This is a genomic window from Izhakiella capsodis, from assembly GCF_900115045.1.
Classification (GTDB): domain Bacteria; phylum Pseudomonadota; class Gammaproteobacteria; order Enterobacterales; family Enterobacteriaceae; genus Izhakiella; species Izhakiella capsodis.
Genome location: NZ_FOVC01000008.1, coordinates 1 through 11958 on the forward strand (window position 1 = coordinate 1; position 11958 = coordinate 11958).

Sequence of the window (11958 nt, forward strand, 5' to 3'; positions counted from 1 at the left end):
AGACTTTTCTGCAGCCTCTTATGGGCAACGAAGAAAATCAGACTTCCATCCATCTGTTTACAGCCCTGGCGATTACGGCCATTGTGGCGGGACGCTGGATGAAAGACGCAGGGGCCCCGCAGCGCGGTGTTCTGAGGGTCCCGGCCTTTATGGCTAATATTTTTATCCGCGCCAGTCATTACTGGGCTGCGCTGGGAAATATGGCGGGCAGTCTGCCGTCCGGCGCGGCAATCCCTGAAAATACCGGCACATCACAACGCGCGCCAGCTTTTGAGGTGGATACCGAGGCAGAATTGACCAGAGAGGTATGCGATGCAGCCGTTTCCTGCTCTTCCTCAATACCACGGCTTACCGCATTTTCGTCAAATTCAACAGCCAGCCCCGAGGCTTACACCCGAGCGACGGTACAGAACAGGCCGGCCCCTGCGACCGGGGGAAATACCCCTCTCTCTTTGCCTGAACAGGCGCATTATCTGGCTGTGGATAAACTCCGGCAGGAGAGTGGTCTTTCAGACCTGCTGTATTGTACAGACGTTAAGACTGAGAGCCGCCAGCGAATAAACGAAAAAGTTGTAACCAACGCGCATTTTAATACGAAATGTGATGCCATCGCTTATCCTGAGCCGTTGACGAAAGAGACTGACAGCCTACCTGTACACACCGAGATGCCGGAAACGCAGGTAACCTCGGCAGAAACAAGCCGGAGTGGTGGGGAGGCTTTACTGCCTCTGGTGACAGGCGCCGCTGTGGCATCGGTGACAACACCATATATACAGGCCCTGAAGAGTAAAACGACTATTGCAGCTGGAACCAGCCTGGGATTATTCGGACTAACCGTTGGAGGAAAAGCGCTATGGAATAGCCTCAGGTCACCCGTAATGAAAGATGCAGATAGCGCCGTTCCTGACACACACTCATTAGTCAAGGATGAAAGCGTTAAGGGAGAGAGTACCCTTCAGGATTGCTCACGTATAAGCAAGCGTGATCCGGGTTCAAACGATGTGCCCTATAATAATTATTATGTCTCAAACATGCCATGCCAAAAAGAGTTTCAAATAGATGATAATATTCAGTCCCACAATTCAGTAGCAGCCTTAAATGAAATCACCGCTAACATGAAAGCCATCGTTGGTGAAAATAATCTCAGGCAATATGATTCACTGGAACAGCTTAAAAATGCGCTAAACGACCAGCGTGGAAAAATTCTTGTACGCAGAATTGAAAATGCCCTAAATGAAGGTCAGAGACGAATTAATAACGCTTATCGAAAATTTGTTAATCCGGCAGCAAAAGATGAAATTTTATTCTATCTGTCTGCTGCACTTAACACAGATAACACAATAGCGCTTGAAGAGGCTTACAAAAGGTTAAGAAGAACGGCCTTGCTGACGTCTATGTTGGTTAAATATAACATCCATCACGTGTCTTTTTTTGAACGACGAGATAAGAATATCCCTTTACCTTACACCAGGAGTAAGAGCCCGATAGTTCTTGTTAACAAAAAGGATCCAGCAATAATCAAAATCAACCTGGAAGAGGCTGAAAACATGATTGATAAACTTTTGGTTCAACAATCATCAGCAGGTTATGACTCTAAGTTGATGGTGGAGTTCATACAGCGGATGATCATGCTGGGAGGAAACACGCATGCTTTTGTTACCCAGCCTGAATGTCAAAATGAACAGGAAGCCTCTCTGAGATCATATCAGCAGGCCACGGACTCTTTCGCTAATCAATATCAGCCAACGAAGGCGTTAGCTGGTAAATTGTCTGTCTATCCTGATGATAAAGCAGTGCGGGATATACTGAACAAAACTGAGGGTAGCCCCCTTACAGACGAGATGCGGAATGAAGCTAAAAATAAACTTCAAAATCGACAGGATGAATATTATCAGAGAAAAACAGGTAAAAGCGCTCCCTCACTGCATGAGCAACAACAAATCGTTAATGACATAACATGGGTATTCACTGGATCACAAAATGATTTTGAGACGCTGAAATTCTTCTATGATCCCATTTACCGGGCGGATATAATGACCGCCAATACAGACTCAGCAACGATTTACCTGCGAGATCTTGGAGAGGACGGTATCCATGCCGCCGGTATTGAGGATAACCTCGCAACCAACCCGCACTTTATTTCTTTTAAACAGAAAGCGCAGGAACTCCGTAATAGTTTCAGCGACCCCTATAAAGTTGCAAGAAACATTGCCGGAAATAAAATTTATCAACGAACGGGCCAAAACCTTGATCCAGATACCATTTTCCTTCACCAGTTTGAACTTAGCCAAACAGTAGAAGATAGTCACAGCTATACAGGCTTTGCACATAACGGCCAGCCAATACATAGCGAGACGATAACGCAAGCCTATATGGATAATTTTAAAGTCTTTCGCAAGCGTTATCAAAAATCATTCATGGACTTTTTAAATAGCGCCGCCGCCGGAGTGATGGAAAATGGATATCGCCCTGAGCATTTGGACAACTCTGAACTGTCCGCCCCATTTTTTACCGGCCCAGATAAGCTAACGGGCTTATATCAGGTTAATTCCAGTGCAATGCATTTCGGTGCTGAGAATGAAGTTAAGTATCTTCCCTCCGTTCTAAAAGATGACATCTATGATGCAAATGTCATGCAACAGATTGAAGACCAGCAACGGAAATTCTGGAGTGAAAACAGCGAAGCCTGGCGAGCCATGGCTAAGGGCCAGTTCATTGAAGAGGCGCGTTTAGCCTATGTCAACAAAGTCCTTTCACAGCAGGCGTATGAAATAGCCATAAAAGGCGGCGCCGCCAACATTATCCTTTACGATCCGGTAACGATGCGTGAACTAAACGAGTATACTGCCGCCGACCCCTCGGTGAAGGTGAGTGTTTTAAATGTTCGTCTTCAATCAAGCTACTTGTCTCTGATCGAGGATATAGATTACGAACTTACGCCTGATGCAACATTTTATACAACCAATATACTCTGTTTCACTGGCAAAGATGAACGTGAAGTTCTTTATCTCCCAGGAGAGAACAACCCATTTCGTGAATTTAAAGATGAGAAAGAACTGAAAATATGGTTTGAACAACAAATTAAAAAGGAAGAGACCCGCAACGCATTCCTTCAACATCTTTCACTGGCGGATCGGCAAAAAGAGGTTGAAGCATCTCTTAACGATCTGGCGAATGGTAAAATATTTGCAGATGTACGGGGGTATGACCAAAAACCTACCATCATCAAAAACAGTGTTAAAGCACATTTTGATAATGAAGATGCCTTCTCTGTCCTCACCCAGTTAACTAAAGAACGCACAGAACAGGACTCTGATACTTTAATCAGTTCAAACGGAGAGATTATTTTGAATTCGGTTCACCAGACATTACAAATGGTGAGTATGCTGGCTATGCCCATTTTACCGATGTTAGGGCCAGTGGGTATTGCTTTAGACATTGGTTTGACAGCCGCTCAATTGGGTACAGGTATTGGGCTAATATATACGGCCGATACGCAGGATGAATATAACGCTGCCAAGAGAGATGTTCTGGTAGATGTCGGTATGAGCTTGCTTTTTTTAGGCTTAAATGGCGTAGGTGCGATCACCGCAAACAAAAATACGGTTAAATCCGCCACTTCATACCGCCAGACTTTATCGAGAGCAGATACCCCTTCCCTGCATATGCAGTCGGGATCCCTGCAGCGTATTCAGTCAATAAACGAAGATGCTCTGAGTGGCCCAAGGGAAGTTATAGCCGGAGAAAGGCGGTTGCAGCCGGTGAAAAAGCCGTTTGGCGAAGATCTAAATTTTCGCTGGATTGATGATGATAGTGAAGAAACAAAAAAAATTCTGCAAGAACTGCTCTATTCTCGAAGAGAAAGTGCCGTTAAACTCCGCGAGTTCCGTCAAAACCCATCAGGTTTATGCTTATAAGCAATGCAAGAGTCTTACTATTCACTTAAAAATCAGGGTAAACAACCTAAAGTTATTGGTTTACTCTTCTATAAAACCCCTTGGGATGAAGCGCCGTCAAATCATTTTGCCGTGGTTTTAAAAGAAGACGCTTATGATTTTGTTGTCGACCCCACAATCAACCAGTTCTATCCTCTTTTACCTGAAGAGGCGATAATATCAACTTTGGATGAATGGAAGGCATTGATGATTAATAAAGAGGGGTGCGGCAAGAGTTCAGTGGTCATTATGAATATCTTTGATACTCCCTCATTGGCGAAGGATGTCTTAGCTCAACCTTTTGATACAAAAGGGAGATATTTCCAGAGTAGTTTAATCAAAAAATATAATGTGGAATTTTTAAAACACGGCACTAACTTTGAAAACTGTCTTATTGCGGATATTGACACCATAACTAAGAAACTAAAAACTCTGACCAACACCTTGAATAAATATTCTGAAACAGGAGATCCGGAAAGATTTAGGGCGATAAAATCTCTTCACACTGAAACAAAAGGAGATCTGGATAAACTTATGGCACTAAAATCTCATTTTTCGATTTTTTCCCCAGATGAGATAAAAGTCACACACAGCATTAAATCAGGTTTTAAAAAACAGATTTTAAAATATTCAGTTCCTACAAAAGACATAAAAGCATTACGCTCAACAGGAGACGCCAGAGGTATTATCTCAACGTTTTCAGGAAAGAGTTATATCAAAATACAAAAAAACGCCTGGGTTAATGTTGAGCAATCAGAAGATTCCTCTTTCTGGATAACTTTCCAGGGACAAAAAAAGCTGTTGATGCGTTTTGATGAAATGAAGGAAAAATGGTTTTTCCCAGCCCTTGCTGCTAAAGCTTAAGGCCATGATGCTGTTTATCCAAATGCAGTCAAATCCACGCAGATCGTGATTTAGAAGCCTGGCCCTCCGGTCAGGTCATTCTGAAATCAACATTGATCTTCATACTAGCGAAGGAGTGTTGATGATTAATCATCATGACATTCATGAAAATACCCATCTGGCGAGAATATCTATATTAGGTAGCCACGATGCAGGAACTTATGACTTTAGCGGATTTAAGAGTGCGGGGGCAGTATTTACTTTTGCCTTTAAGACACAAAGTTCAAACTTGATAGAGCAGGCCATAGCCGGCGCCAGATACTTTGATATTCGTGTAGCAGAGAAAGCAGACGGTTCATTTGATTTCTTTCATGGCATTAGCGTGACGGGAGGTAATGCGGTTGCTGATGTTCGGGACTTACTCAGTTATACAAAAGAGGAGAGCAAAAATTTTATGTATTTGAATTTTCACTAAAAGTGATAAAATAAAAGTTTCGCTATAACAACCAGTTAAGACCAGTTTTTACAACAGGCGCTTGAGGGGGATCGTGAATATATGATCACCCAAAAGTATGCCCTGTGCCTCAATTAAGAATAGAGAGATTACGTTAAGCGTGGGGGGAAATGCCTCCAATCAGTTGACATGGTGCCTTTCTGTAAAGGCACCAATCACTTTCTCGTGGAGCTCAACGGAACGAGAGGAGCAGATGGTCTTGCGAGCCTATCGCTTGATGTGCGTTCTGAGCGTCAGGTTGTTACGCTCGAGGCGCCGGGGGAATATCTTCCCGGTCAGATACATCTCGCTCAGCGCCTCTCTGGTATAACTTTCCAGTTATCACGGGTGATAAAGCCTGTCTGCAACGGAGAAAGCAGGCACAGCAACCGACAGCATGTCTCATCATTACGTGGGCCAACGGTCTATGCCACGAATCATCACTGTTCACCGACTGAGCGCATATTACTGCCTGAGACCACCAGCCATAGAGCGTATTAACAGGGATGTTTTCCTGTCGGGAAAGCCGGTAAACCCACTGACTATTCGGCGGTAACATTCTTGCGATCACTGCTGCTTTACGTTCTGGTGAGTAGCTTCCCATGAACAACATCTCGAGCCCTCTGGTTTATTTCAGTTAGAGGCGGTAACTATCGTGACATGGGATAATTGTTACGAGTTTTTAGTTAAATGATAAAGATCTATATATATCAATAAGTTAATAAATTTATTTTTACCAAAAATTAACAAAAAGAACGATTGCCAAACTTTTTTTGCAACTAAAAATTATACCTAACGTCATCCAGACGATCGCATGATTCAGCCACAGACGCCACATCATCAGAGCAACGCAGATTTTTATTCATAAAAGTAACTCTGAATCGCAAATAAAAAACTATATTTCACCCCTTAATCAGCACAAAATCCAGTCAAGATGGATTTGGTATTTAAGCCTGATTAAAGGTTTATCTATAAAACTATATTCTATAAATATAGAAATAATTGATATTTTATATCTATATTTAAGAAAAAGAATCACTTCAGACCTCCTAAAACAGAGACATAACCACGATAAAAAAACACTTGCCTGCATGACGTTGATCAGCGAAATTAGTGGGCTAATTTTTCCTTTCTTTAAACAAAGTCGTGAAATTTTTACACAATAACGACGACTTAATTCCTGAAAAAAAACAGGATTACGAAGCCAGAGGTGCTAAGTGTCAACTGCAAACAACAACAACGATGAGGCATCCAGCCTTAACTCTTTTCGACAACCAAAAGCTTTTTACCTGATATTTTCCATTGAGTTATGGGAACGCTTTGGTTTCTACGGCCTGCAAGCCATTATGGCGGTCTATTTGGTCAAGCAGTTGGGTATGTCAGAAGCCGAATCCATCACCTTGTTTTCCTCATTCAGTGCTCTGGTATATGGCCTCGTCGCTATTGGTGGCTGGCTGGGCGATAAGGTACTGGGAACCAAGCGGTTGATCATCCTTGGGGTGATTACTCTGGCGCTGGGCTATGCCACCGTGGCATGGTCAGGACATAACGTGACGCTGGTATACGTAGGCATGGCCACCATTGCCGTTGGTAGTGGCCTGTTTAAGGCCAATCCCTCTTCTCTACTATCAACCTGTTATGAGAAAGATGACCCGCGTCTCGATGGGGCGTTCACTATGTTTTACATGGCCATCAACATCGGTTCATTTATCTCCATGATGCTGACACCCTGGCTGGCGGCGAAATATGGCTGGAGTGTGGCGTTTTCTTTATCTGTTGTCGGTCTGGTCATCACGCTGCTCAACTTTCTGTTCTGTCAGCGGCAGGTTAAAGACTACGGTTCCAAACCTGACTTTGCGGCGCTTCATTTCGGTAAATTAATCACGACGCTGTTGGGCATTGTCGTGCTTATCGTCATCGCCACCTGGTTGTTACACCACCAGGATATCGCTCGTATTGTGCTGAGTGTGGTTGCGATCGGTATCGTGATAATTTTCGCCAAAGAAACATTTGCTTTAAAAGGGATGGCGCGACGTAGAATGATTGTGGCGTTTCTGCTCATGGTTGAAGCGATCGTTTTCTTTGTGCTTTACATGCAAATGCCGACTTCACTTAACTTCTTTGCTATCCGTAACGTAGAGCACGCTATCTTTGGCATCACTTTCGAGCCGGAGCAATTTCAGGCACTAAATCCGATGTGGATCATGGTTGCCAGTCCTATTCTCGCCGCGATATACAATAAAATGGGCGATCGTATGCCTATGCCGCATAAATTTGCCTTCGGCATGGTACTTTGCTGCTGTGCCTTTTTGGTACTGCCTTTAGGCACTAAATTTGCCAGTGCGGCAGGAATTGTCCCAGTAAGCTGGCTGGTTCTCAGCTATGCACTGCAAAGCGTTGGTGAGCTGATGATATCCGGTTTGGGCCTGGCTATGGTTGCCCAACTGGTTCCCCAACGACTGATGGGCTTTATTATGGGCTCATGGTTTTTAACCACCGCTGGCGCAGCACTCGTCGCAGGTAACGTTGCCAATCTGATGGCGGTGCCCGGCGACGTCACCGATCCACTGGAGTCGTTGCGTATTTATGGGCATGTCTTTATGCAAATCGGCATTGTAACCGGTGTGATAGCCGTACTAATGCTGCTGACCGCACCGCTGCTTAATCGCATGACGCAGGATAATCAGGCGAAACAGCAGGAAGCCACAAACTGAGCATATAAGGCGGCGCCACACTGGCGCCGCCTTCATTATTCATTCCCGAAGATATGCGCCCACACACTGTTTTTTTTGCTTCGCTCCAGGTATGATGCCGTTATCCTTCGTATCCACAGGAGACAATGATGAAACTGTATATCAAAGCGGGTGCTTGCTCTCTCTCGCCGCATATCATCCTGCGTGAAGCCGGTCTTGACTTCACTCTAATAAACGTTGATCTAAAAACGCGCGTCACGGAAAAAGGAGAGGATTTCCTGAAGATCAATCCTAAGGGCCAGGTGCCAGCTTTGCAGCTCAATGACGGTAGTGTACTGACAGAAGTGGCAGCGATCTTACAGTATCTGGCGGATCTCAAGCCGGAGCGTCACCTGTTGCAGCCGACTGGCAATATGGCTCGCTATCGCACCATTGAATGGCTTAGCTATATCTCCAGCGAGCTACATAAAGGTTTTTCGCCGCTGTATCGCCCCGGCACACCTGAGGAAATGATACCGCAATACAGAAGCCAGCTTGAGGAGAAGTTTAGCTATGTGAATGGCAGACTGCGCGACGAATGCTGGCTGACAGGTAATCATTTCACGATTGCGGATGCTTATCTTTTCAACGTCCTATGCTGGGGTCATGCCATGACTTTAAATCTTGGAGAGTTATCACAACTTGAAGCATGGCACCAACGTGTAGCGCAGCGCCCGTCGGTTATCGCTGCATTACAGGCTGAAGGGCTGATTTAACAATTGTACTTCCGGGGCGCTCAGCCCCGGTTATTAGAGTTTTTCCGCCGTAAAGTGCTGTTCAGGTCGCGCGATACGATCCTGCGCTGCAACTAATTGCAGCTCATATTCTCCCATTTGATGTGTTGTCAGCATTACCTCATAGACCGCCGCAGTAATGTGCTCCAACGCCATCTGTAACGACTGGCCATGCAGTAAATTAACCAATAGTAGCCCGCTGGTAAGATCGCCCACGCCAACCGGTTGACGTACGCCAAAATCCACCAGCGGCCTGCTAATATGCCAGGCGTCATCAACGGTAACTAGCAGCATTTCGAAGCGGTCACTGCGGCGACCGGCGCGGGCCAGATGTTTGACCAGCACTAAACGTGGGCCATGAGCGATCAGCTGGCGACTGGCTGTAACGGCCTCTTCGATGGACGTCACAGAATGTCCACTCAGCATCTCCAGCTCAAGCAGATTAGGTGCAACAATGTCCGCCGCTGGCAGAGAGCAATGTGTGTGAAACTCCGCCACACCCGGCGCTACAATGCATCCTTTTTCAGGATGCCCCATTACAGGATCGCAAAAATACCATGCATCAGGATTAGCGGCCTTTATCTGACGCACAATCTCAAGGATTTCTTCGCCCTGCTCAGCTGAGCCAAGATAGCCGCTTAGCACCGCGCTACACGTTTTCAACCTGTCAATATCGGCGAGGCCTTTGCTGATATCAGTGAGATGATGCGCAGGCATCACCATGCCAGTCCACTGGCCGTACTGTGTATGGTTTGAAAATTGAACGGTATTCAGCGGCCAGACATTAGCGCCTAACCGGCGCATAGGGAATTCCGCTGCACTGTTCCCTGCGTGACCATAAACAGTGTGAGATTGGATTGAAAGAATATTTTTCATAGGCAACGTCTAGCCCCCCACCAAAAAATAAAAAGGGCCGGTAAGCACCGGCCCTGTATTAAACGTCATTACTGTTGCCAGCAGCCAAGGCAATAATGTTTTTTACCGCGACGCAATAAGGTATAGCGATCAAACAATCGGTCAGAAGCGCTGAAGCGGTATTCAGCATCACTTTGCTTTTCACCGTTTACAGTAACCGCATTTGACGCAATCATGGTACGCGCCTGCCCACGCGAAGGCACCAGTCCAGCGTTAACCAGGGCTTGCTGGAGATCGTCTGACTCCTTCAGTTCGATAGTCGGCATGCCATCCTGTGCCAACTGCTCAAAGTCAGCCTGGGTCATTACGCTCAAGGTGTCTGAGAACAGGCTTTCAGTGATACGTCTGGCGGCATTAAGACCCGCCTCGCCATGAACCAGACGAGTAACCTGCTCAGCCAGCACCCACTGCGCTCGCGGTGCCTTACCGCTATTTTTATCTTCCTGCTCAATGGCATTGATCTCATCAATACTCAGGAAGGTGAAGAACTTCAGAAAGCGATAAACATCAGCATCGGCGGTGTTAATCCAGAACTGATAAAACTTATAGGGGCTGGTTTTTTTGGCATCAAGCCAGACCGCACCACCTTCGGTTTTACCGAACTTAGTGCCATCAGCTTTGGTAATCAGCGGGACGGTCAGCCCCCAGGTCTGCTGCTGATGCAGACGACGCGTCAGGTCAATACCTGAGGTGATGTTACCCCACTGATCTGACCCGCCTATCTGTAAAACCACATCGTACCGTTTATTCAGCTCGGCAAAATCGAAACCCTGAAGCAGATTATAGGAAAACTCAGTGTATGAAATACCCTGGTCTTCACGATTGAGTCGCTGTTTAACGGCTTCCTTATTGATCATCTGATTGACCGAAAAGTGCTTACCGATATCACGCAAGAAGGTCAGGACGCTCATGTCGCCAAACCAGTCATAGTTGTTAGCCGCTATGGCGCTGTTATCGCCACACTCGAAACTAAGAAAAGGGGCGACCTGGCGACGAATTTTCTCCACCCAGTCATTCACGGTATCAGTCGAGTTAAGCTTGCGCTCCGCAGCCTTAAAGCTCGGGTCACCAATAAGGCCAGTAGCCCCCCCCACCAACGCTACCGGTTTGTGGCCAGCATCCTGAAAGCGTTTCAAACAAAGAAGCGGCACCAGATGACCCAAATGCAAGCTGTCTGCGGTCGGATCGAAGCCACAATACAAAGCAATTGGCCCTTGCGCCAGCCGCTCTGCTAACGCTGCCTCATCCGTTACCTGGGCCACGAGGCCCCGCTCTTGCAATTGTTGAATCAGGTTACTGCCGGTCATCGAAAGCTCCATTTAAAACATTTGCACCTTGCCGGTACACAGCTTTCCGCTGAGATGCGGATAAAAATGAGGGCTATAGCATAAAACGCCGGGGCCCTTCGTGCCAGCGCTAAGGGATTAATTGTTGTTTCTCTCAGGGTGCCAGACGGTCGATTTGCCAGCCGTCATCGTTGCATTGATAAATAAAGCGATCATGCAGACGGTGTACACCACCCTGCCAGAACTCGAACGTATTGATTTTGATGCGATAGCCACCCCAGAAGCTGGGTAAAGGGATTTCGCCATGCTGGAACTTCTGTTTAATCTCCAGAAACTTACCTTCAAGAACACCGCGGGCTGATATACGACTGGACTGGTTTGATGCCCAGGCGCCAATCTGGCTGTCGCGCGGACGGCTGTGAAAATATTTGACCACCTCTAGTGTAGAAAGCTTTTCGACTTCACCCAGCACCATGACCTGGCGCTCCAGCATATGCCAGGGAAAATGCAGGCTAATGCGCGAATTACTCTCCAGATGTTTCGCCTTACGGCTGCCCATATTGGTAAAAAACACCATGCCGCGCCCATCAAAATGTTTTAACAGAACGATACGCTGATATGGCTGCCCTCGCGGGTCAACCGTGGCTACCGTCATCGCCGTAGGGTCCGGCAGGCCGGCCTCTACGGCTTGCTTTATCCAGTGATTAAACAGAACCGCTGGATCGTCGGGTAAGTCCTTACGACGTAAACCGCCGCGAATGTACTCACGGCGAAGACCAGCAATATTCTGTAGAAGATTATCATCACTCATTGCTCAGCTCCCGGTATTTGGCAGCCCATCGCTGCAACTGGCAGTCATTAGTCAAGTTTTTACTACGTTAGATGATAGCATTGTCGCTTTTGTTCAGAATACCGTGTTTTCATCAAGATAGCGCGTACCGGATATCATATTGCTTTGTTTAATTACTCGTGGCATCCCCTAAAAAACTCACCTACCGCTGGCTACTTCCCCCCCTGCAT

Annotated in this window: 8 protein-coding genes and 1 pseudogene; 5 read left to right on the forward strand and 4 right to left on the reverse strand. The window is 46.3% G+C overall.

All coding sequences use genetic code 11. The features are described 5' to 3' along the window. Positions 1-20 precede the first annotated feature (20 nt). The 3 genes from BM191_RS11585 to BM191_RS11595 all read left to right on the forward strand — a co-directional run bounded on the left by BM191_RS11585 (position 21) and on the right by BM191_RS11595 (position 5253). Positions 21-3917 (forward strand): dermonecrotic toxin domain-containing protein, encoded by a 3897-nt coding sequence (locus BM191_RS11585; RefSeq protein WP_143088822.1) that lies wholly within the window; start codon positions 21-23, stop codon positions 3915-3917. Between the two features lie 3 nt (positions 3918-3920). Beyond that, positions 3921-4799 carry a hypothetical protein gene (locus BM191_RS11590; RefSeq protein WP_092878348.1) on the forward strand — a complete coding sequence of 293 codons (879 nt, stop codon included), beginning with the start codon at positions 3921-3923 and terminating at the stop codon, positions 4797-4799. Positions 4800-4920: 121 nt separating this feature from the next. Then, positions 4921-5253, forward strand: coding sequence for a PI-PLC domain-containing protein (locus BM191_RS11595; protein WP_092878350.1), 333 nt, complete (start codon positions 4921-4923; stop codon positions 5251-5253). Between the two features lie 159 nt (positions 5254-5412). Here BM191_RS11595 and BM191_RS17175 read toward each other — a convergent pair. After that, positions 5413-5696 (reverse strand): annotated as a pseudogene (locus BM191_RS17175) (IS1 family transposase); the annotation flags it as partial. Between the two features lie 792 nt (positions 5697-6488). On the opposite strand from BM191_RS17175, the gene dtpA reads away from it, so the two are divergent. Both dtpA and gstA read left to right on the forward strand, forming a co-directional pair. Beyond that, on the forward strand, positions 6489-7985 hold the full coding sequence (gene dtpA / locus BM191_RS11615; protein ID WP_092878352.1) for a dipeptide/tripeptide permease DtpA: 1497 nt from the start codon (positions 6489-6491) through the stop codon (positions 7983-7985). Between the two features lie 128 nt (positions 7986-8113). Continuing rightward, positions 8114-8719 (forward strand): glutathione transferase GstA, encoded by a 606-nt coding sequence (gstA, locus tag BM191_RS11620; protein ID WP_177203336.1) that lies wholly within the window; start codon positions 8114-8116, stop codon positions 8717-8719. 33 nt (positions 8720-8752) lie between these two features. Here the strand turns inward: gstA and pdxY are convergent, their stop codons facing one another. The 3 genes from pdxY to pdxH form a co-directional block, all read right to left on the reverse strand. Beyond that, positions 8753-9613, reverse strand: a complete 861-nt coding sequence (gene pdxY, locus BM191_RS11625) for a pyridoxal kinase PdxY (protein WP_092878356.1) — start codon at positions 9611-9613, stop codon at positions 8753-8755. Between the two features lie 68 nt (positions 9614-9681). Continuing rightward, entirely contained in the window at positions 9682-10959 is a 1278-nt protein-coding gene (gene tyrS, locus BM191_RS11630) for a tyrosine--tRNA ligase (RefSeq protein ID WP_092878358.1), read from the reverse strand. A 133-nt stretch (positions 10960-11092) separates the two neighbouring features. Next, on the reverse strand, positions 11093-11749 hold the full coding sequence (gene pdxH / locus BM191_RS11635; protein WP_092878360.1) for a pyridoxamine 5'-phosphate oxidase: 657 nt from the start codon (positions 11747-11749) through the stop codon (positions 11093-11095). Positions 11750-11958: the final 209 nt, after the last annotated feature.

What these genes read in the sequence shown, in the direction of transcription:
- pdxY (WP_092878356.1), bottom strand. Translation starts at nt 9,613, where the DNA reads ATGAAAAATATTCTTTCAATCCAATCTCACACTGTTTATGGTCACGCA.
- gstA (WP_177203336.1), top strand. Translation starts at nt 8,114, where the DNA reads ATGAAACTGTATATCAAAGCGGGTGCTTGCTCTCTCTCGCCGCATATC.
- pdxH (WP_092878360.1), bottom strand. Translation starts at nt 11,749, where the DNA reads ATGAGTGATGATAATCTTCTACAGAATATTGCTGGTCTTCGCCGTGAG.
- BM191_RS11590 (WP_092878348.1), top strand. Translation starts at nt 3,921, where the DNA reads ATGCAAGAGTCTTACTATTCACTTAAAAATCAGGGTAAACAACCTAAA.
- tyrS (WP_092878358.1), bottom strand. Translation starts at nt 10,959, where the DNA reads ATGACCGGCAGTAACCTGATTCAACAATTGCAAGAGCGGGGCCTCGTG.
- BM191_RS11585 (WP_143088822.1), top strand. Translation starts at nt 21, where the DNA reads ATGGGCAACGAAGAAAATCAGACTTCCATCCATCTGTTTACAGCCCTG.
- BM191_RS11595 (WP_092878350.1), top strand. Translation starts at nt 4,921, where the DNA reads ATGATTAATCATCATGACATTCATGAAAATACCCATCTGGCGAGAATA.